Origin of the sequence: Vibrio sp. JC009, from assembly GCF_029016485.1 — a bacterium.
GTDB lineage: Bacteria > Pseudomonadota > Gammaproteobacteria > Enterobacterales > Vibrionaceae > Vibrio.
Map to the genome: position 1 here is coordinate 260,695 of NZ_CP092106.1, position 20,695 is coordinate 281,389.

The 20,695-nt window shown below is 47.3% G+C and carries 25 protein-coding genes; 21 read left to right on the plus strand and 4 right to left on the minus strand.

The genetic code is table 11. The features are described 5' to 3' along the window. Positions 1 to 65 precede the first annotated feature (65 nt). Entirely contained in the window at positions 66 to 662 is a 597-nt protein-coding gene (locus L3Q72_RS01240; protein WP_275130892.1) for a LysE family translocator, read from the plus strand. Here L3Q72_RS01240 and L3Q72_RS01245 read toward each other — a convergent pair. Both L3Q72_RS01245 and L3Q72_RS01250 read right to left on the minus strand, forming a co-directional pair. Next, entirely contained in the window at positions 630 to 1,121 is a 492-nt protein-coding gene (locus L3Q72_RS01245) for a TIGR02444 family protein (protein ID WP_275130893.1), read from the minus strand. The genes L3Q72_RS01240 and L3Q72_RS01245 overlap by 33 nt on opposite strands. A gap of 28 nt (positions 1,122 to 1,149) precedes the next feature. Continuing rightward, the gene (locus L3Q72_RS01250; RefSeq protein ID WP_275132058.1) at positions 1,150 to 3,075 is read right to left on the minus strand and encodes an ABC transporter ATP-binding protein; all 1,926 of its coding nucleotides are present in this window, start codon (positions 3,073 to 3,075) and stop codon (positions 1,150 to 1,152) included. A gap of 176 nt (positions 3,076 to 3,251) precedes the next feature. Between L3Q72_RS01250 and kefG the strand changes: the two genes are divergently transcribed. From kefG to L3Q72_RS01270, 4 genes are all read left to right on the plus strand, one after another. Further along, positions 3,252 to 3,863 (plus strand): glutathione-regulated potassium-efflux system ancillary protein KefG, encoded by a 612-nt coding sequence (gene kefG / locus L3Q72_RS01255; RefSeq protein WP_275130894.1) that lies wholly within the window; start codon positions 3,252 to 3,254, stop codon positions 3,861 to 3,863. Continuing rightward, positions 3,847 to 5,640 (plus strand): glutathione-regulated potassium-efflux system protein KefB, encoded by a 1,794-nt coding sequence (gene kefB / locus L3Q72_RS01260; RefSeq protein ID WP_275130895.1) that lies wholly within the window; start codon positions 3,847 to 3,849, stop codon positions 5,638 to 5,640. The genes kefG and kefB overlap by 17 nt, the downstream gene beginning before the upstream one ends. Positions 5,641 to 5,785: 145 nt before the next feature. Beyond that, a complete protein-coding gene (slyD, locus tag L3Q72_RS01265; RefSeq protein WP_275130896.1) occupies positions 5,786 to 6,373 on the plus strand; it encodes a peptidylprolyl isomerase in 588 nt (195 codons plus the stop codon). Positions 6,374 to 6,640: 267 nt separating this feature from the next. Beyond that, positions 6,641 to 7,582, plus strand: coding sequence for an isoaspartyl peptidase/L-asparaginase (locus L3Q72_RS01270; RefSeq protein ID WP_275130897.1), 942 nt, complete (start codon positions 6,641 to 6,643; stop codon positions 7,580 to 7,582). Positions 7,583 to 7,659: 77 nt separating this feature from the next. Here the strand turns inward: L3Q72_RS01270 and L3Q72_RS01275 are convergent, their stop codons facing one another. Both L3Q72_RS01275 and L3Q72_RS01280 read right to left on the minus strand, forming a co-directional pair. After that, positions 7,660 to 7,887, minus strand: a complete 228-nt coding sequence (locus tag L3Q72_RS01275) for a SlyX family protein (RefSeq protein WP_275130898.1) — start codon at positions 7,885 to 7,887, stop codon at positions 7,660 to 7,662. Further along, on the minus strand, positions 7,880 to 8,842 hold the full coding sequence (locus tag L3Q72_RS01280) for a hypothetical protein (protein ID WP_275132059.1): 963 nt from the start codon (positions 8,840 to 8,842) through the stop codon (positions 7,880 to 7,882). The genes L3Q72_RS01275 and L3Q72_RS01280 overlap by 8 nt, the downstream gene beginning before the upstream one ends. Before the next feature lie 154 nt (positions 8,843 to 8,996). On the opposite strand from L3Q72_RS01280, the gene fkpA reads away from it, so the two are divergent. From fkpA to rplV, 16 genes are all read left to right on the plus strand, one after another. Further along, positions 8,997 to 9,788, plus strand: coding sequence for an FKBP-type peptidyl-prolyl cis-trans isomerase (gene fkpA / locus L3Q72_RS01285; RefSeq protein WP_275130899.1), 792 nt, complete (start codon positions 8,997 to 8,999; stop codon positions 9,786 to 9,788). Between the two features lie 382 nt (positions 9,789 to 10,170). Beyond that, on the plus strand, positions 10,171 to 10,893 hold the full coding sequence (locus tag L3Q72_RS01290) for a transcriptional regulator (protein WP_275130900.1): 723 nt from the start codon (positions 10,171 to 10,173) through the stop codon (positions 10,891 to 10,893). Next, a complete protein-coding gene (tusD, locus tag L3Q72_RS01295; RefSeq protein ID WP_275130901.1) occupies positions 10,890 to 11,282 on the plus strand; it encodes a sulfurtransferase complex subunit TusD in 393 nt (130 codons plus the stop codon). The genes L3Q72_RS01290 and tusD overlap by 4 nt, the downstream gene beginning before the upstream one ends. Continuing rightward, positions 11,279 to 11,635, plus strand: coding sequence for a sulfurtransferase complex subunit TusC (gene tusC, locus L3Q72_RS01300; RefSeq protein ID WP_275132060.1), 357 nt, complete (start codon positions 11,279 to 11,281; stop codon positions 11,633 to 11,635). The genes tusD and tusC overlap by 4 nt, the downstream gene beginning before the upstream one ends. A 10-nt stretch (positions 11,636 to 11,645) precedes the next feature. Next, complete coding sequence (gene tusB, locus L3Q72_RS01305; RefSeq protein ID WP_275130902.1) at positions 11,646 to 11,915, plus strand: sulfurtransferase complex subunit TusB; 270 nt, start codon at positions 11,646 to 11,648, stop codon at positions 11,913 to 11,915. 363 nt (positions 11,916 to 12,278) lie between these two features. Beyond that, positions 12,279 to 12,653, plus strand: coding sequence for a 30S ribosomal protein S12 (rpsL, locus tag L3Q72_RS01310; protein ID WP_275130903.1), 375 nt, complete (start codon positions 12,279 to 12,281; stop codon positions 12,651 to 12,653). Positions 12,654 to 12,749: 96 nt separating this feature from the next. Then, positions 12,750 to 13,220, plus strand: a complete 471-nt coding sequence (gene rpsG / locus L3Q72_RS01315; protein ID WP_275130904.1) for a 30S ribosomal protein S7 — start codon at positions 12,750 to 12,752, stop codon at positions 13,218 to 13,220. Positions 13,221 to 13,385: 165 nt separating this feature from the next. Next, positions 13,386 to 15,482, plus strand: coding sequence for an elongation factor G (gene fusA, locus L3Q72_RS01320; protein ID WP_275130905.1), 2,097 nt, complete (start codon positions 13,386 to 13,388; stop codon positions 15,480 to 15,482). Positions 15,483 to 15,655: 173 nt separating this feature from the next. Continuing rightward, entirely contained in the window at positions 15,656 to 16,840 is a 1,185-nt protein-coding gene (tuf, locus tag L3Q72_RS01325) for an elongation factor Tu (RefSeq protein WP_275130541.1), read from the plus strand. A gap of 490 nt (positions 16,841 to 17,330) precedes the next feature. Then, positions 17,331 to 17,642: a 30S ribosomal protein S10 gene (gene rpsJ / locus L3Q72_RS01330; RefSeq protein WP_031495630.1), complete on the plus strand. Its 312-nt coding sequence runs from the start codon at positions 17,331 to 17,333 to the stop codon at positions 17,640 to 17,642. Positions 17,643 to 17,656: 14 nt separating this feature from the next. Further along, positions 17,657 to 18,286 (plus strand): 50S ribosomal protein L3, encoded by a 630-nt coding sequence (gene rplC, locus L3Q72_RS01335; protein WP_275130906.1) that lies wholly within the window; start codon positions 17,657 to 17,659, stop codon positions 18,284 to 18,286. A gap of 16 nt (positions 18,287 to 18,302) precedes the next feature. Next, positions 18,303 to 18,905, plus strand: coding sequence for a 50S ribosomal protein L4 (gene rplD, locus L3Q72_RS01340; RefSeq protein ID WP_271696588.1), 603 nt, complete (start codon positions 18,303 to 18,305; stop codon positions 18,903 to 18,905). Continuing rightward, positions 18,902 to 19,204 (plus strand): 50S ribosomal protein L23, encoded by a 303-nt coding sequence (gene rplW / locus L3Q72_RS01345; protein ID WP_017029101.1) that lies wholly within the window; start codon positions 18,902 to 18,904, stop codon positions 19,202 to 19,204. Before rplD ends, rplW begins: the two co-directional genes overlap by 4 nt. A 16-nt stretch (positions 19,205 to 19,220) precedes the next feature. Further along, a complete protein-coding gene (gene rplB, locus L3Q72_RS01350) occupies positions 19,221 to 20,045 on the plus strand; it encodes a 50S ribosomal protein L2 (protein WP_275130907.1) in 825 nt (274 codons plus the stop codon). Positions 20,046 to 20,064: 19 nt separating this feature from the next. Next, positions 20,065 to 20,343: a 30S ribosomal protein S19 gene (gene rpsS / locus L3Q72_RS01355; RefSeq protein WP_004398469.1), complete on the plus strand. Its 279-nt coding sequence runs from the start codon at positions 20,065 to 20,067 to the stop codon at positions 20,341 to 20,343. Positions 20,344 to 20,353: 10 nt separating this feature from the next. Next, a complete protein-coding gene (gene rplV / locus L3Q72_RS01360; protein ID WP_275130908.1) occupies positions 20,354 to 20,686 on the plus strand; it encodes a 50S ribosomal protein L22 in 333 nt (110 codons plus the stop codon). The last annotated feature ends 9 nt before the right edge of the window (positions 20,687 to 20,695 follow it).

Here is a 20,695-nt window from a genome sequence, read left to right on the forward strand (position 1 = left end):
ATGACTAAATCAACTTATTTATTGAGATTGTATCGATACAATTTCTTTTGTGTGAGGGTAATCGGATGGAGTGGCAATTTTTCTTATCAGTAATCATGTTTGCAATCGTTATGACCGGAACGCCGGGGCCCAATAACGTGATGCTGACGGCATCGGGAGCCAACTTTGGCTACAGAAAAAGTATTCCTCATTTCCTCGGTGTGGGTATCGGCCTGATGAGCATGATACTGCTGCTTGCTGCCGGTATGGGTGTGATGTTTCAGACTTATCCTGTTCTTCAGGAGGGTATGAAATGGCTGGGAAGTGCATACATTCTTTATCTTGGCTGGAAGATCGCCACAACCCGGCCAAAAACAGATTCAGATCAGGCTGAAAGAAAGCCGATGACCCTGATTCAGGCGGCGCTGTTTCAGTATCTGAACCCGAAAGCCTGGATGATGATGGTCACCGCCATAGGTTCATTTTCCTTGCAGGGGAGTGATTACTGGTTATCTGTACTTTATATTGCGCTGATATTCTGGGTTACCCAACTGCATACATCATCAATCTGGGTGGGCTTTGGTACTCTGATAGGCCGGCTTTTATCTGACGCCGTGGCATGGAAGCGTTTCAACTTCAGTATGGGGGCACTAACCGCAGCGTGTGTGGTCTTTATGTGGTAGCTCTGCCTCAGAAAAATATCCTGCGAGATGCGCGGCTCCAAGGTGCTGGCAATAGACTGTGGTTAATGGCGTGCGATTGTTTTCGGATAGTGTGAGCGAGTTAATGCATTCCACCAGATCGGCCTGCTGCTGTTTTTCCAGCAGCAGCTCGAATTCAAGAGATTTACGGTAAAGCGTATCGGGAAGGTGCTCTTTGTACTGCTTTCGTATTTCCCGGTAATAATTCAACAGGGTTTCGCTGCGAGCCAGGCATGACTCAATCTTGTGCCACTCTTGTTCCTGAAAAGTCAGGTGCTGCTCATCCAGCCATTTAAACAACATAAGCAGGTTAACGTTGCCGTGAAAGCGGTTTTGCAGGGTAAGGCAGGCTTCTTTTACTTCTCTCACGCTGTAGTACTGCAGGCTGAATTGCCACAGGCGTTCTATTGTGAGTAATTGAGGAGAAGCGTTTTGAACCATCTACCATTCCCTGATACGTCTATTCCATTTAGCTGTTGTCTGTAAATTCAGACTCCATCTGCTCAAGAGATTCCTGAATCTCCATCCATTCCATTTCTACTTCTTCCAGCTCCGATTTTGAGCTGGCCTGAGTAGCCAATACCTGATTAAGTTTAGCTTTGTTTTCCGACTGGTACAGAGAAGTATCTGCTAATTGTTGCTCAATTTCCGCCAGCGTCACATTTAGTGCATCCAGGCTTTTTTCCAGCTTATCCAGCTTTTTCCTTAGCGGAGCGGTCTGTTTGCGGAACTCTGCTTCACGGCGTTTTTGCTCTTTTCTGGCTGCGGCACTGTTGCTGCTGTCCTTTGCCGGGCTGTCTGCCTGAGCTTCCTGTTTTTCTGCTTTGCTCTGATCGGTCAGCCATTTGTAGTAGTCATTCAGGTCGCCGTCAAAGGGGGCAACCTGACGATCGTGAACCAGATAAAGGTCATCAGTTGTTGCTCTTAACAGGTATCTGTCGTGACTGACGATAACCATTGCACCCTCAAAGGTCTGAAGTGCCAGAGTCAGAGCCTGACGCATATCCAGATCCAGGTGGTTGGTCGGTTCATCGAGCAGCAGCAGATTCGGCTTTTGCCATACAATCAGTGCCAGCACCAAACGTGCTTTCTCTCCACCTGAGAAAGGTGCCACTTTTTCCAGCGCCTTATCGCCGTGGAAACCAAAGCTGCCCAGATAGTTTCTCAGCTCCTGCTCGGTTTTATTTGGCGCTATCTGCATCATATGCTGAAGCGGTGTTTCTTCCGGGTGCAGTGTTTCAAGCTGGTGCTGGGCGAAGTAACCTATTTTAACGCCCTGCGAATAAGTCAGGTCTCCGTCCTGAGGTTTTAACTCACTGGACAGAAGTTTAATCAGGGTAGATTTACCCGCACCATTTCGGCCAAGCAGACCAATGCGGCTGCCCGGTACCAGATTCAGTCTGATTTTCTCCAGAATCAGATTATCATCGTACCCTGCTGAAACCTCATCCATCATCAGAATCGGATTTGGCAATGCAGAAGGCTCGCGGAACTCAAAACTGAACGGGTTATCAAACTGAGCCGGCAGTACCTTTTCCATTTTTTCCAGTGCCTTAATACGGCTCTGAGCCTGACGGGCTTTGGATGCTTTGTAGCGGAAACGGTCGATATAGCTCTGCATATGAGCCATCTGTTTTTGCTGTTTCTGGAACATCGCCTGCTGAAGGACAAGCTTCTGCGCGCGCTGATCTTCGAAAGAAGAGTAATTACCCGTGTATTCGTTCAGCAGTTGGTTTTCGATATGGATAATCCGGCCGACAATAGGGTCGAGAAAATCACGGTCGTGCGAGATCAGAATCAGGGTCCCCGGATAAGATTGCAGCCAGCGTTCCAGCCACATTACCGCATCCAGATCCAGGTGGTTGGTCGGTTCATCGAGCAGCAGAAGATCTGAGCGGCAAAGCAGAGCCTGAGCCAGGTTAAGACGCATACGCCAGCCACCGGAGAACTGGGTCAGGTTCCAGCTCATCTGCTCCTGAGAAAAGCCAAGACCATCCAGCAGTTCTGCCGCGCGGGCACGAATGCTGTAGCCGCCAATGGTTTCAATTTTGCCGTGGATTTCAGCGACAAGAGTACCGTTATCTTCATGCTCTGCTTTGGCAAGATCTGCCTCAAGCTGACGGAATTCGCGGTCTCCGTCAATCACATAATCCAGAGCCGGACGTTCCAGAGCAGGCGTTTCCTGTGCAACCCATGCCAGCTCCCAGTGTGATGGTTGCTGAAAAGTACCTGCATCGACAGAGAGTTCATCCTTCAGCAGTGCAAACAGTGTCGATTTACCGCAGCCGTTTTTGCCCACAAGGCCGACTTTATCGCCCGGGTGAATGGTTGCAGAAGCCTGGTCCAGAAGTGGCTTGCCGCCGCGAAGTAACTGAATGTCTGAAAAAGTAATCATAGAACGCTTATCGATGAGAATGGATGGACTGATATTTACGCCTGCATAGTAGGCTTTAGTGAAGAAAAAGTCGATGGTAAGAGCACCAGCTGTCGATATTTTCATGGATTTATATATTATGTTGTTAGGGCGTGTTTATCTTTATCGCCTAACCTGTAAACAGTTGTCGGGATGTCATGGAAGAACAGAAGCAACTCCCAAGGATCTTAGTGATTTACGCTCATCCGGAACCGGATGCGTCAGTTGCCAATAAGATGATGATAGAAAGAATTAAGGATCTTGAGCACGTCAGGGTTCATGATCTTTACGCCTGTTATCCGGATTTCTTTATTGATATTGAGCAAGAGCACGCACTGCTCCTTGAATACGACATCATTGTTTTCCAGCACCCGCTGTTTCTTTATTCCTGCCCGGCACTACTTAAAGAGTGGATGGACAGAGTGCTTGGTAAAGGCTTTGCCTTTGGTAAGGGACACCTATTGAAAGGAAAGTGCTGGCGCAGTGTCATTACTACCGGAGGTGCCAGAGAGGCATTTGCTCCGTCCGGTTATAACCGTTATCCCATGCAGGAAATTCTTCAGCCCTTTGAGCTGACGGCAACATTGTGTCAGATGCACTGGTTCGAGCCGCTGGTGCTGCACTGGGCAAGACATATCTCAGATATTGGCCGTTATGAACATGCGGAAAATTATCGTCACTGGCTGCAAAATCCATGGACGCTAAAGCCTCTTATTGTGTTTGAAGACGACGAAAAACAGCAGGAGGATCTCAATGGCTGCGACAAATGAGTTACTCCAGAGCGGAGTTATTTTTCTCTCTTCAGCTGTGATAGCGGTGCCTCTGGCGCAGAGAATGGGACTGGGCTCTGTGCTCGGTTATCTGCTTGCCGGTATTGCAATCGGTCCCTGGGGATTCGGATTAATCAGCGATGTGGAAGAGATACTTCACTTTGCTGAGTTCGGTGTTGTTCTGCTGCTGTTTCTGATTGGTCTGGAGCTGAACCCTAAAAAGTTGTGGGAGATGCGCTATCCGATCCTTGGTTTGGGCGGTGCTCAGGTGGTTGTGACCAGTGCAGTTATTGCCTCGGTGAGCTGCATGTTTGGTATTGGCTGGCAAAACAGTCTGGTGATAGGGATGGGGCTGGCTCTCTCTTCCACGGCCATTGCATTAAGAGTAATTGAAGAGCAGGGGCTTGGCGGATCTGAAACCGGACAGTCCGGATTTGCGGTGCTCTTGTTTCAGGATATTGCCGTGATTCCTATGCTTGCCTTGCTGCCTCTGCTGGCTGGAAAGGTCGGCGGAGACTGGCGTGATGCCTTGTGGATGTTGGGGAGTATTGTGGTCTTTCTGGTTGGCGGGCACTTCCTGCTCAGGCCGCTGTTCCGCTATATCGTGATTACCGGTGTAAGAGAGTTGTTTACGGTGGCGGCTTTGTTACTGGTTATTGGCATTGCACTTATTATGCAAAAGCTCGGTTTTTCTATGGCTCTGGGGACTTTTCTTGCCGGTGTTTTGCTTGCAGAAAGTGAATTCCGGCATGAACTGGAAATTGCCATTGAGCCTTTCAAAGGCTTGTTACTCGGCCTTTTCTTTATCGCAGTGGGAATGGCGGTGAACCTTGGCCTTCTGGTGCTCGAACCGGTAAAAATTCTTTTAGCTGTAATAGGTTTGGTGGTTGCAAAAGGGCTTATTCTTTATGTCTTAGCCCGGCTGTTTGGTACCCGGCCCAAAGCCCGCAGTAAGATGGCCGCCATCTTAAGTCAGGGCGGTGAGTTTGCTTTTGTTCTCTTTACGGCCGCTCAGGCTGAAAATTTGCTGAGTACAGACCTGGTTGAGTTTCTGCTGGTGGTGGTGAGCTTATCCATGGTAACCACACCACTGTTGCTGCTTGCGCAGAAAAAGTGGTTCTCTGTGACCATTAATGTGACTGAGTCTGAGTCGGGCCCGGATAATATCGTCGATAAAAAGCCCAGAGTGATTATTGCCGGATTTGGCCGTTTTGGTCAGGTTATCGGCCGTCTTATGTATGCCAATAAAATCAAAATCACTGTACTGGAAAGCGACGCCAGCCAGATCCAGTTGCTGAAAAAATACGGCTACAAAGTGTTTTATGGTGATGCCACTCAGCTGGATCTGCTCAGAGCGGCGGGAGCAGAAACTGCCGAAGCCATGGTTATCTGTACCGATAACCCAGGTGAGGTTCTGGAAATAACTTCAATCTGTCAGCAGCATTTCCCGAATATGAAAGTTCTGGCACGAGCCCGGAGCCGGGTAGAGGCCTACCAGTTGCTTCACCACGGTGTTGAAAACTATTCAAGAGAGACTTTTTTAGGCGCACTGGATCTTGGAAGGCAGACTCTGGTGGAGTTAGGTATGCACCCTCATCAGGCTAAGCGAGCGGAGTCCTATTTCAGAAAACTGGATAATGCCATGCTTGAGGAGTTATTGCCGCAGCATGCCGACGATAAAAGCTCCGCGCTTAAATCTATACAGGCCAGGAAGGATCTGGAGGAGATCTTTACGCTGGAGATGGAGAAGGATAATCATGCGGGGGATTATTGGTAACCCCATAACCCCACATCAGCAACTTTTTCGATTAACAATTGAGTTTAAAATATTTGCCCCCATAATGGTCATGTACACCACATACTGGTGAGAATAATTTATAGCAGGGCTTATGTACCGGCTTACCCTATCCTCTGGAGTTATTATGCAAATTGAAAAGAACGTAGTAGTAAGCCTTGCTTACCAGGTTAAACTTGAAGACGGTGTTGTGGTTGATCAGGCAACAACTGATGCGCCACTGGACTACCTGCATGGTCACAACAATCTGATCACCGGTCTTGAAAACGAACTGGAAGGTAAAGTAACAGGCGATAAGTTCTCAGTTACTGTTGCTCCGGAAGATGCTTACGGTGAACACAACGACGCGCTGGTTCAGCGTGTACCTGCTGATGTATTTCAGGGTGTTGATCAGGTTGAGGTGGGTATGCGCTTTATGGCTGATACTGACCAGGGTCCGATTCCTGTAGAAATCACAGAAGTTGACGGTGATGAAGTCGTGGTTGACGGTAACCATATGCTTGCTGGCCAGACTCTGACTTTCGATGTTGAAGTAATGGCAACCCGCGAAGCGACTGCTGAAGAAGTTGAGCATGGTCATATCCACAGATCTGGCGGTTGTGGCTGCAGCGGCAAAGGTAAAGAAGAAGGTTGCTGTGGCGGTGAAGGCGAAGATAAAGAAGAAGGCTGCTGCGGTGGTGGCGGTAACGGCGAAGGGTGTGGATGTTCGCACTAAGGGCTTTTGCCTGGTTTGAATAGATAAACTCCGGTGGCTTTTTTTGAAAGTGCCGGAGTTTTTTGGTTTTAGGGGGATGGGCTATGGGGGCGGACTTTGTCCTTGAGGGTAATAAGGCTATAGGGAAAAGCTGAAAAAGCTTGACATCATGTGCAGTCGAATCAAATCTTGCATAACCCCATAACCCCATAACCCCATAACCCCATAACCCCATAACCCCATAACCCCATAACCCCATAACCCCATAACCCCATAAGGAAAAACCATATGCCAACCCCCTTCTCCCTCGCCATCCACGCCGGTGCCGGAACCATCGAAAAATCCAAAATGTCTCCTGAACTGGAAACGGAAATCAGAGCTGCGTTAGAGTTCGCGGTTAAAACCGGTCATAAAGAGTTAGCGCAGGGGAAAGATGCTCTGGATGCAGTTGTGGCTGCGGTTAAGGTGCTGGAGGATTGTCCGCACTTTAATGCAGGTAAGGGTTCGGTGCTTACTCATTCTGAAATGGTTGAGATGGATGCTTCTGTTATGCATGGTAAAGATCTTAATGCGGGTGCTGTAGCTTCGGTCCGGCATATTAAGAACCCGGTTGAACTGGCCCGGGAAGTGATGCTTAAAAGTAACCATGTGATGCTTTTTGGGGAAGGGGCGGAAGAGTTCGCCTTTGAACATGGTTATGAATACACAGAGCAGGATTACTTCTTTACTGATCGTCGTTATGAACAACTGCAATCCATGAAAGAGAAAGGTATTTGCGCTATCTCTGAATCCCGCTATCCGGACGACCATAAATACGGCACCGTCGGTGCTGTCGCTCTGGACAAACAGGGCAATCTTGCAGCAGCAACCAGCACGGGCGGCCTGACCAATAAAAAGTATGGCCGGGTAGGTGACACGCCAATTATCGGAGGTGGCACATTCGCTGAGAACAATGTCGTGGCGGTTTCTGCGACTGGCGAGGGTGAATACTTTATCCGAAAATGTGTTGCATCAGATGTCGCTGCAAGAATGCGTTATCTAAAAGAAGATGTTTATACCGCTTCCGAAATGATTATTCAGGGTGACCTGAAACTGATGGGCGGTGAGGGTGGATTGATTGCGATCGATAAGGACGGGAATATTCATTGTGCTATGAATAGTTCGGGGATGTATCGGGCGACGGTGGATGTTCGGGGGGAGGTTGAGGTTAAGATTTATGTGGATGAATAATGGGTTATGGGGCTATGGGGAGCAACCCTATAGCCTCATCAGCGAGCGAAGCGACCGCCCTCTTCCCCCATAGCCTTTTAGTAGTGCGGCGGTGGAGTCTCCTCCGACTCTTTCGCCATATTAGAACTATCCATCCCCTTCAGCTTCCCAACCACAAACTTCATCTGCTCCTGCATTTTTGAAATCAGAAGTTGCTGCTGACTAAGGGCTTCGTTCAGCTCTTCTATGGTCTGTTCCTGGAAGGCTGCTTTTACTTCAAGGTCATTGATTCTCTGCTCGAGTTCTTGTGTGCTTGTTTCACTCATTCTCTATTTTCCAGGCTTGTGCAATTCCCGCTGAGGTTGCGGAAATTATCCGGTTCTGATGATCAAAGGCTGCATCATACACGACTGCGCGGGGAGGGCGAGTATCTTTCAGTGGTTCCACTTCCCAGCCATCGGTTCTTTTTCCTGACTTGGTATCCCACAGCATCACTCTGCCTGAAGGGGTTCCGGTTACCAGCGAGTTGCTATCATCGGAAAAACGGGCGGTTGAGAAGATCAGCTGTCTTGAGAGGGATTTTAGTGCGGTTATTTTGCTACCGTCGGATAAGTCCCAGATAAAGCTATCGTTCGCACCGTCCGAAGTCAGAGCCAGTTTACCGTCTCTGTGCAGAGCAACCCGGTTAATTCTGGCATCGTGCTCAAACATATAAAGCGCCTGGCCTGTGTCTGTATCCCAGAGGTAGGCTTTGTAGTCATTCCCGCCGGACAGGGCAAACTTACCATTGGCTGACAGAGCAACGGTATTTACTTTTTCTCTGTGGGCGAGGAACTCCATTCTTCTTCCGGTGACTAAGTTAACGTATATCGCTTTACCATTGGACAAGCCAAGAAGTACCTGCTCACCGTTGCTGCTGATATCGATATCTCTTATCAGTCCGTCGGAGATGGACCACAGACCCTGAGCCTGAGTCCAGGCCAGGTCCCAGACTGCGAAGTTTAACTGGGTAGCTGTGACTGCGTACCGGCCGTTATCTGAAATGCGGATATGAGAAACGACGTTGCCATCAGGATCCTGTTTTCCTAAAGCGGCGAGTTGTTTTTCTTCTTTTAGATCCCATAGAAGAAGCTGCTTCTCTTTGGAGTAAAGAAGCGCAAAGCGACCGTCTCTGCTAAGGGCAAAGCTTGTGGAGCCGTTGGGTTCTAAAACCCACTTCTGGTCATCCTGGCTTGAAAAAAAGCACCCATTTAACATGGAAATGACAAACAAAATAGCCATTAAATGTGAGAATGTTCGCTTCACGGGATTATTCCGGTTTGTGTTAAGGCCTGTATACCTAGTATATTGATACATCACAGGATTTGCACATTTCTGTTGGTAAAGCAGAAAAGTATCAAACAAAAATGGCTTAGCCATTCAATTGGAGAATTAGATGAAACCTTTTTTTAAAGTGTCTCTGCTGGCAGCGACAGTAATGTTAGCGGTAGGTTGTGGTAAAGAAGAGCCAAAACCAGAAGCAGCCCCTAAGGTAGAAGAGCAGGCTCAGGTTGAGCAGGCTGTTAAATTCCAGTCAGAAGATGACAAAGCATCTTATGCAATTGGTCTTTCTTTTGCGAACTACCTGTCAGAGAGCATTGAAAAGCCAGCTGAGTTTGGTATTGAGCTGAAAAAAGAGCTGGTACTAAAAGGTATTGAAGATGTGTTTGCCGGTAAAGGCGACCTGACTGAAGAAGAAGCGCGTGCAGCTCTTGAAGATCTTGATAAGCGTGTAGCAGCTAAGATGCAGGAAGCGGCAGTTGAGAAAGCAGCGGCAACTAAGAAAGAAGGTGCAGACTTCCGCGCTGAGTTTGAAAAGCAGGAAGGCGTGGCGAAAACAGACACTGGTCTTCTTTACCAGATTCTGACACCGGCAGAAGGCAACAAGCCGGCTGAAACTGATACTGTTGAAGTTCACTATGTTGGTACGCTAATCGACGGTACTAAGTTTGACAGCTCTTACGATCGTAATGCGCCGGCAACTTTCCCGCTTAACCGCGTTATCCCTGGCTGGACTGAAGGCGTACAGCTAATGCCTGTTGGTTCTAAGTTCAAGTTCGTTATCCCGCCAGAGCTTGCATACGGTGAGCAGGATACTCCGACGATTCCGGCTAACTCTACGCTGGTATTCGAAGTTGAGCTGCTGAGCATTGATAACGGTGAAGTAGAAGAGACTGCTACTCAGTAAAATCACCTGCCTGTAATTAGTACTTTGTCATTCCGGAAGTTGCGAAGCTTCTATCCGGAATCTACTGACAACGCGTTGTAGAGCGGAAGAAAATCTCTGGCTCTACAACACTCAGAAAGTAGATCTCGGATATTGCTTTGCAATTCCGAGATGACCGCTTTATTTTCTTTCCCGCTTCATATTCCTTCAAACTATTCTTTTATTTCATTTGGTTAATTGTGATTTTTCATCGCTTCCTACCCAGTTGAAGAATGACAAGCTTGTGTCATTTTCCACGTCAAACTTGATTTCAGACAATAGGAATTAACCAAATCGGTGCGCTATTCAAATTTTCTGATAAACTTGACGTAATTAGTTGATTTATTACCCAGAGGCCCCTCCTGTGACTACAACAGAAGCATTGCATGCAGATGCATTAATGGAAATGGAATCGGTTTTTGTTGAACCCTTTAGTGAACACGATCTGATCATACTTAAATCGTATGAAGCCGTGGTAGATGGACTTGCCGGTCTGATTGGGCCTTTCTGTGAAATTGTTCTTCACTCTCTGGAAAACCTGGATACTTCCGCAATCAAAATTGCCAACGGTGAGAATACAGGGCGTCATGTCGGTTCTCCGATTACCGATATGGCTCTGAAAATGTTAAGAGACATTGAAAGCACGGAAAGAAACTTCTCCCGTGCTTACTTTACCCGCGCAAAGGGTGGCGTGTTGATGAAGTCCATCACTATCGCTATCCGTAACGGCAATAACCGCGTTATCGGTCTGCTGTGTATCAATATCAATCTGGATGCACCTTTCTCACAGATCCTTCAGTCCTTTATGCCGACAGAAGAGGCGAAAGAAGCCGCTTCAACCGTTAACTTTGCCAGTGATGTGGTTGAGCTGGTGGACCAGACGGTTGAAATGACCATCGAAGAGATCAATGCAGATAAGTCGGTTTCTAACAACACCAAGAACCGTCAGATTGTGATGGAGCTGTATGACAAAGGTATCTTTGATATTAAAGATGCGATTAACCGTGTTGCTGACCGCCTGAACATTTCCAAACATACGGTCTACCTTTATATCCGTCAGCGTAAAACTGAGGACGGCGAAAAGTGAGTCTGACTTACACCCTTCTTGTTAACGGTTCTGTTTATGGCAGCCAGTCTGCCAGAAACGCCTATGCCTTTGCCTGTGCGCTAATAGAAAAGGGGCATACGCTTAAATCCGTGTTCTTTTACCAGGATGGTGTAAATAATGGTTCAAAGCTGGTGGTTCCGGCGAATGACGAGTTTGACCTGACCGCTGCGTGGCAGAAACTGGCACTGGAAAACAGTGTCAGCCTGGAAACCTGCGTAGCGGCTGCCCTTCGCCGTGGCGTTATAGGTCACCAGGAAGCTTCTCAGCACGGCCTGGATACCGATAACCTGGCACACGGGTTTGAACAAACCGGACTAGGCAGTCTGGCGGAAGCCCTGCTTACTCAGGATAGAGTGGTACAGTTCTGATGAAGCTTGGATTTATCTTTAAAACCTCACCGCACAGCACAAGCTCAGGAAGAGAAGGTCTAGACGCCTTACTGGCTGCTTCCGCCTATAGCGAAGATATCTCGGTCTTCTTTATTGGCGACGGGGTTACCCAGCTTTTGGGCTCCCAGGATCCAAAAGCTATTTTATCCCGCGATTATGCTCCGGCTTATAAGCTGATGGAGTTGTACGATGTGGAAAATGTATACCTCTGTTCCGACTCTTTAGCCGCACTTGGTCTGGCTGAAGCAGAGCTAATAATAGATGCAGAGAAGCTGTCTAAAAGCGATATCGCCCTGAAAATCCACCAATGCGACAAACTGCTAACTTTCTGAGAACCCTTTCATGCTGCATATTGTTAAACATTACCGCGCACTAAACGACGTTATCGATTATTCGCTAGCTGAAGATAAGATTCTGCTGGTGGAAGATGCCGTTTATGCCGCAGTATCGGGGCATAAGTCTCACGGCCTGCTGAAAGATGCGACGCAGGGTATTTATGTTCTGGAGGCGGACCTTCAGGCCAGGGGGCTGGAAGGTGCCGGGTTTACGGTGGTTGATTTTGGTGGGTTTGTGGGGTTGACGGAAGGGGAAGGGAAGTCGGTTACTTGGTAAAAGGGCTATGGGGCGGACTTCGTCCTTGAGGGTAATAGGGCTATAGGGAAAAGCGGAATAAAATGCTTGACTTGGATTATGGCAAGGACACAATCTTGCATAACCCCATAACCCCATAACCCCATAACCCCATAACCCCATAACCCCATAACCCCATAACCCCATAACCCCATAACCCCATAACCCCATAACCCCATAACCCCATAACCCAAGGGCGAAGCCCCCTCCCAACAAGAGATGATTAAAAAAGATCCTATTATCCCTTGACACCCCCCTCATCCCTGAATAGAATTTTGCGTCCCTAATTGTAGGGATTAGATTTTTCACAAAGCTTACTATTTAGTAACAACCAGGAGCTAGTTAATGGCAACTATTAACCAGTTGGTACGTAAACCTCGCGTTAAGCAAGTTGTAAAAAGCAACGTGCCTGCGCTAGAAGCGTGCCCACAAAAGCGTGGTGTATGTACTCGTGTTTACACTACTACACCTAAAAAACCTAACTCAGCACTTCGTAAAGTTTGTCGTGTACGTCTGACAAACGGCTTCGAAGTAACTTCGTACATCGGCGGTGAAGGTCACAACCTTCAGGAGCACTCAGTTGTTCTTATCCGTGGCGGTCGTGTTAAAGACCTTCCAGGTGTGCGTTACCACACTGTTCGCGGCGCACTTGACTGTGCTGGCGTAAATGACCGTAAGCAAGGTCGTTCTAAGTACGGTGTGAAAAAACCTAAGTCTTAATGGTTCCCCGTTAAGTAAGGCCAAACACTAAATTATTTAATTTTTGAAGAAACTGAAAAGTTTTGGATAACCTGAAGAAGACAACGGAGAAAAACCATGCCACGTCGTCGCGTTATTGGTCAGCGTAAGATCCTTCCAGATCCAAAGTTCAAATCTGAACTGCTGGCAAAATTTGTAAACATCGTTATGGTTGACGGTAAGAAATCAACTGCTGAAAAAATCGTATACGGTGCACTAGATACTATGGCTGAGAAGTCTGGCAAAGACCACTTAGCTGTATTTGAAGAAGCTCTTGAAAATGTTCGCCCTGCGGTAGAGGTTAAATCTCGTCGTGTGGGTGGTTCAACTTACCAGGTACCTGTAGAAGTACGTCCGGTTCGCCGTAACGCACTTGCTATGCGTTGGTTGGTTGAAGCTGCGCGTAAGCGTGGTGAAAAATCTATGGCTGCACGCCTGGCTGCTGAAATGCTGGATGCGTCAGAAAACAAAGGTACTGCTGTGAAGAAACGTGAAGACGTTCACCGCATGGCAGATGCGAACAAAGCATTCGCTCATTACCGCTGGTAATACCTTCAGGCACTGCGGAGTCCTCCGCAGTGCTGTTTTCTTTTGGAACATAAGGCTTTTCGCAAAAGAAATGCTAAGGTCATATTACTGTTTCAAAATATCTTCTCTTCTTTAATCAAAAGATATTTTCAAACATTAATAGTCCCAAAATAAGAGGATAGAATCGTGGCACGTAAAACTCCGATTGAGCGTTACCGCAACATAGGTATTGTTGCTCACGTAGACGCAGGTAAAACAACCACAAGTGAGCGTATTCTGTTCTACACTGGCCTATCCCACAAAATCGGTGAAGTTCACGATGGCGCTGCAACCATGGACTGGATGGAACAGGAGCAGGAGCGTGGTATCACAATCACATCTGCTGCAACTACTACCTTCTGGCGTGGTATGGAAGCTCAGTTTGATGAACACCGTATCAATATTATCGACACCCCTGGACACGTAGACTTCACCATCGAAGTAGAGCGTTCTCTTCGTGTACTTGACGGTGCAGTAGTCGTGTTCTGTGGTGCATCTGGTGTTGAACCTCAATCTGAAACTGTATGGCGTCAGGCTGACAAATACCAGGTTCCTCGTATGGTATTTGTAAACAAGATGGACCGTGCAGGCGCAGACTTCATTCGCGTAGTTGAACAGATCAAAGACCGTCTTGGTGCTACTCCTGTTCCAATCCAGCTAAACATTGGTGCGGAAGACGAGTTTAAGGGCGTTATCGACCTTATCAAGATGAAGGCTATCAACTGGAACGAAGCTGATCAGGGCATGACCTTCTCATATGAAGAGATTCCTGCCGATATGCTTGAGCTGGCTGAAGAATACCGCACCAACATGATTGAAGCGGCAGCTGAAGCAACTGAAGAGCTGATGGAAAAATACCTTGAAGAAGGCGAGCTGACAGAAGCTGAGCTGAAAGAAGGTCTGCGTACCCGTACACTAAATAACGAAATTGTTCTGGCTACCTGTGGTAGTGCATTTAAGAACAAAGGTGTACAGGCAGTACTTGATGCAGTAATCGAATATCTTCCTGCTCCAGTTGATGTACCTGCAATCAAAGGTGTTGACGACAACGAAAACGAAGTTGAGCGTCATGCTGATGATAAAGAACCTTTCTCTGCGCTGGCATTTAAGATCGCAACAGACCCATTCGTAGGTACGCTGACCTTTATGCGTGTTTACTCTGGTGTAGTGAACTCTGGCGATACTGTATACAACTCAGTGAAGCAGAAGCGCGAACGTTTCGGCCGTATTGTACAGATGCACTCAAACAAGCGTGAAGAAGTGAAAGAAGTTCGCGCAGGTGATATTGCCGCGGCAATCGGTCTGAAAGAAGTGACTACTGGTGACACTCTTTGTGACCAGAATGCGAAAGTTGTTCTTGAGCGTATGGAGTTCCCGGATCCTGTAATTCAGATCGCGGTAGAGCCTCGTTCTAAAGCTGACCAGGAAAAAATGGGTATCGCACTGGGTAAACTGGCTGCAGAAGACCCGTCATTCCGCGTAGAAACAGACGATGAGACAGGTCAGACTCTGATTTCTGGTATGGGTGAGCTACACTTAGATATTATCGTTGATCGCATGAAGCGTGAATTCAGCGTTGACTGTAATGTAGGTAAACCTCAGGTTGCTTACCGTGAAACTATTCGTGGTACGACTGAAGTTGAAGGTAAATTCGTTCGTCAGTCTGGTGGTCGTGGTCAGTACGGTCATGTATGGCTGAAGATTGAACCGGCAGAGCAAGGCGAAGGCTTTGTCTTTGTTGACGAAATCGTGGGTGGTGTGGTTCCTAAGGAATACATCAGCTCAGTTGGCAAAGGTGTTGAAGAGCAGATGAATAACGGTGTTTTAGCCGGTTATCCAGTGCTTGATGTTAAAGCAACACTATTTGACGGCTCATACCACGATGTCGATTCCAGTGAGATGGCGTTTAAGATCGCCGGCTCAATGGCGTTCAGGAAGGGTGCTCTTGAAGCGCAGCCTGTACTTCTTGAACCAATGATGAAGGTTGAAGTAACCACTCCGGAAGACTGGATGGGTGATGTGGTTGGTGACCTTAACCGTCGCCGCGGCATTATCGAAGGTATGGACGAAGGACCAGCCGGTCTGAAGATCGTTCGTGCTCAGGTTCCGCTTTCTGAGATGTTCGGTTACGCAACTGACCTGCGTTCTGCGACTCAGGGACGTGCTTCATACTCTATGGAATTCTCTGAGTATGCTGAAGTTCCTAAGAACGTTGCTGAAGCAATTATTGCAGAGCGTGGTTAATAAAAGGTAATTTGGGCGTTTTTTGAGGCAAATCAGCAATAAGTTTTGTTAAATTTGCAAGATCAATGCGTCCAAATATTGCGCTAACGGACGTTGGCGCATAGAATAGCAAATTCTGGCGCGCCCTGACCGTTCTTATCGGGGCGAATCATAACTAGGTAAGGAACACGATCGTGTCTAAAGAAAAATTTGAACGTACTAAACCGCACGTTAACGTTGGTACTATCGGCCACGTTGACCACGGTAAAACAACTCTAACTGCAGCAATCTGTACTACTCTTTCAAAAGTGTACGGTGGTGAAGCAAAAGACTTCGCATCTATCGATAACGCTCCAGAAGAGCGTGAGCGCGGTATCACAATCGCAACTTCTCACGTTGAGTACGATACTCCAACTCGTCACTACGCACACGTAGACTGCCCAGGACACGCTGACTATGTTAAAAACATGATCACTGGTGCTGCGCAGATGGACGGTGGTATCCTTGTAGTTGCTGCAACTGATGGCCCAATGCCTCAGACTCGTGAGCACATCCTACTAGGCCGTCAGGTTGGTATCCCATACATCATCGTATTCATGAACAAATGTGACATGGTTGACGATGAAGAGCTTCTAGAGCTAGTAGAAATGGAAGTTCGTGAACTTCTGTCTGAATACGACTTCCCAGGTGATGACCTACCAGTTATCCAGGGTTCTGCTCTTGGTGCACTTAACGGTGAAGAGCAGTGGGAAGCTAAGATTGTTGAGCTTGCAGAAGCACTAGATTCTTACATCCCAGAGCCAGAGCGTGCTGTAGACCAGCCGTTCCTAATGCCAATCGAAGACGTATTCTCAATCCAGGGTCGTGGTACAGTAGTAACTGGCCGTATCGAGCGTGGTATCCTGACTGTAGGTGATGAAGTAGCAATCGTTGGTATCAAAGAAACTACTACTACTACATGTACTGGTGTTGAAATGTTCCGTAAGCTGCTTGACGAAGGTCGTGCAGGTGAGAACGTTGGTGCACTTCTACGTGGTACTAAGCGTGATGAAGTTGAGCGTGGTCAGGTTCTAGCTGCACCTGGTTCAATCACTCCACACACTAAGTTTGAGTCTGAAGTATACGTACTGTCTAAAGATGAAGGTGGTCGTCACACTCCATTCTTCAAAGGCTACCGTCCACAGTTCTACTTCCGTACAACTGACGTAACTGGTAACATCGAGCTACCAGAAGGCGTAGAAATGGTTATGCCTGGTGATAACATCCAGATGACTGTAGAGCTAATCGCACCAATCGCGATGGACGAAGGTCTACGCTTCGCAATCCGTGAAGGTGGCCGTACAGTAGGTGCTGGTGTTGTTGCTAAGATCTTCGAATAATATTATTCGATAGATACTTGCGATAATCGCATCTGGAAAGGGGGGCTTCGGTCTCCCTTTTTGCGTTTTTGGGACTCTGGGTTATTAGGCCCTGGGCCCTGGGACGTTTGTTTGGAATACCACTTTCCCAGGGCCTATAGGGCGAAGCCCGTCCCCAGGGCCGAGGGCCCCAAAAACTTTCGTTTAATTTTCACCCACCCCTTGCATCCCAAACTGTGATCTGTATAATACCGCGCACTGGCCTAGCCAGTTGTGAACCAATGAGCACTGAGGAGCGGTTATTTTCCCTGTGAAATTAATCGGTAATGTATACTCAGCTTATGTTCGCGGTTAATAAAATATTAGCTATCAAGTTAATTCAAATTTAACTGACAATGCTTCCTAATTTTGGAGGCTACGGTTTCACATAAATCAATCGGCATTCCCTCGTCTTTACGAGTGTGAGTGGCGATATTGTTTGTGTAATTTTTTATTATTGGAGCTCTGTCTCATGCAGAACCAACGTATCCGAATCCGCCTGAAGGCGTTCGATTACAAACTAATCGACCAGTCAACTGCGGAAATCGTAGAAACAGCAAAGCGTACCGGCGCACAGGTTCGTGGTCCAATTCCACTACCTACTCGTAAAGAGCGTTTCACTGTTCTTATCTCTCCACACGTAAACAAAGATGCGCGTGACCAGTACGAAATCCGTACTCACAAGCGTCTGATCGACATCGTAGAACCAACTGACAAGACTGTTGATGCTCTTATGCGTCTAGATCTTGCTGCTGGTGTTGATGTTCAAATCAGCCTAGGTTAAGGGAGATTAGAAGAATGATTGGTCTAGTCGGACGTAAAGTGGGTATGACCCGCGTATTTACCGAAGAAGGCGTTTCTATCCCAGTAACAGTTGTTGAAGTAGAAGCTAACCGCGTTTCTCAGGTGAAAACTCTTGAGAACGATGGCTACGCTGCTATCCAGGTAACTGCTGGCGGTAAGAAAGCTAACCGTGTATCTAAGCCAGAAGCTGGTCACTTTGCGAAAGCAGGTGTTGAAGCTGGCCGCGGTCTTTGGGAATTCCGTTTAGAAAACGGCGAAGAGTTTGAAGTTGGCGCTGAGCTAAACGTAGAACTTTTCAACGAAATTAAAAAAGTAGACGTTACTGGTACATCTAAGGGTAAAGGTTTCCAAGGCGCTGTTAAGCGTTGGAACTTCCGTACTCAAGATATGACTCACGGTAACTCATTGTCTCACCGTGCTCCTGGTTCTATCGGTCAATGTCAGACTCCAGGTCGCGTGTTTAAAGGCAAGAAAATGGCAGGTCACATGGGTGCTGAGCGTGTAACGACTCAAAACCTAGAGATCGTACGTGTTGACGCTGAGCGCAACCTGCTTCTTATCAAAGGTGCAGTACCAGGCGCAACTGGCGGCGACGTGATCGTTAAACCAGCTGTTAAAGCATAACGTCTAGGAGTAAGTAATGGAACTAATGGTTAAAGGTGCTGATGCACTAACTGTTTCCGAAACTACTTTCGGACGTGAGTTTAACGAAGCTCTAGTACACCAGGTAGTTGTTGCGTTTGCAGCAGGTGCTCGTCAAGGTACTCGTGCTCAAAAAACACGTTCAGAAGTTTCTGGCGGTGGCGCTAAGCCATGGCGTCAAAAAGGTACTGGCCGTGCACGTGCTGGTACAATCCGTAGCCCAATCTGGCGTACAGGTGGTGTTACTTTTGCTGCGAAACCTCAGGATCACAGCCAAAAAGTTAACAAGAAAATGTACCGTGGTGCTATGAAGAGCATTCTTTCTGAGCTTGTTCGTCAAGAGCGTCTAATCGTTGTTGATAACTTCTCAGTAGAAGCACCAAAAACTAAAGAGCTAGTAGCTAAGCTTAAAGAACTTGAGCTTAACGACGTTCTTATTGTGACTGGCGAAGTAGATGAGAATCTATTCTTAGCTGCTCGTAACCTATACAAAGTTGACGCTCGTGACGTTGCTGCGATTGATCCAGTAAGTCTGATTGCGTTTGACAAGGTTCTAATGACTGCAGAAGCAGTTAAGCAAGTTGAGGAGATGCTGGCATGATCACTGAAGAGCGTCTACTAAAAGTTCTACGTGCTCCACATATCTCTGAAAAAGCAACTATGGCTGCAGAGAAAGCGAACACTATCGTTTTCAAAGTAGCAAAAGATGCAACTAAGAAAGAGATCAAAGCAGCTGTAGAAAAGCTATTTGAAGTTGAAGTTAAATCTGTAAATACTCTTGTTCTTAAGGGTAAGACCAAGCGTCAGGGTATGCGTGAAGGCCGTCGCAGCGATGTGAAGAAAGCTTACGTAACTCTGAAAGAAGGTCAGGATCTTGACTTCGTTGGCGGTGCGGAATAACAGGAGTAGTTGAAAAATGGCTATTGTTAAATGTAAGCCGACTTCCCCTGGTCGTCGTCATGTAGTTAAAGTTGTTAACGCTGACCTGCACAAGGGTAAGCCATACGCTCCACTTCTAGAGAAAAACTCTAAGAACGGTGGTCGTAACAACAACGGTCGTATCACAGTACGTCACATCGGTGGTGGTCACAAGCATCATTACCGTGTAATCGACTTTAAGCGTACCAAAGATGGTATCCCAGCTAAAGTTGAGCGTCTTGAGTACGATCCAAACCGTAGCGCAAACATTGCTCTAGTTCTGTACGCAGACGGTGAGCGCCGCTACATCATTGCACCAAAAGGCATTCAAGCTGGTGATCAGATCCAGTCTGGTGTTGATGCGCCAATCAAAGCAGGTAACACTCTGCCAATGCGCAACATCCCAGTAGGTTCTACAGTTCACTGTGTTGAGCTTAAGCCTGGTAAAGGTGCACAAATTGCTCGTTCTGCAGGTGCATACGCACAGATCGTCGCTCGCGACGGTGCATATGTAACTCTACGCCTACGTTCTGGCGAAATGCGCAAAGTTCTTGCTGAAGGTCGTGCAACGATCGGTGAAGTAGGCAATGCTGAGCACATGCTACGTGAACTAGGTAAAGCTGGTGCTTCACGCTGGCGCGGCGTACGTCCAACCGTACGTGGTGTAGTAATGAACCCAGTAGACCACCCACACGGTGGTGGTGAAGGTCGTACTTCTGGTGGTCGTCACCCAGTATCACCTTGGGGTATGCCAACTAAAGGCTTTAAGACCCGTAAGAACAAGCGCACTGACAAGTACATCGTACGTCGTCGTAACAAGTAATCTATAAAGAGGAATCGCCATGCCACGTTCTCTCAAGAAAGGTCCATTTATTGACCTACACTTGCTGAAGAAGGTAGAGAAAGCGGTGGAAAGCGGAGACAAGAAGCCTATTAAGACTTGGTCCCGTCGCTCAATGATCATTCCATCAATGATCGGTTTGACCATCGCTGTCCATAATGGTCGTCAGCACGTACCAGTATTTGTAACTGATGAAATGATCGGTCACAAACTGGGTGAATTTGCACCAACTCGCACTTACCGCGGCCACGCTGCGGATAAGAAAGCTAAGAAGAAGTAAGGAGTAGATAATGGAAGCTTTAGCTAAACATAACTTTGCTCGTATTTCTCCACAGAAAGCTCGCTTAGTTGCAGATCAAATTCGTGGTAAATCTGTTGACCAGGCTCTAGAAATTCTAACTTTCAGCAACAAAAAAGCTGCTGATCTGGTTAAGAAAGTTCTTGAGTCAGCAATCGCTAACGCAGAACACAACGAAGGTGCAGATATCGACGATCTTAATGTTGCAAAGATCTTCGTAGATGAAGGCCCAATCATGAAGCGTATTATGCCTCGTGCAAAAGGCCGTGCGGACCGTATCTTGAAGCGTTCTTGCCACATCACTGTTGTTGTAGCAGACGTTTAAGACTAGGAG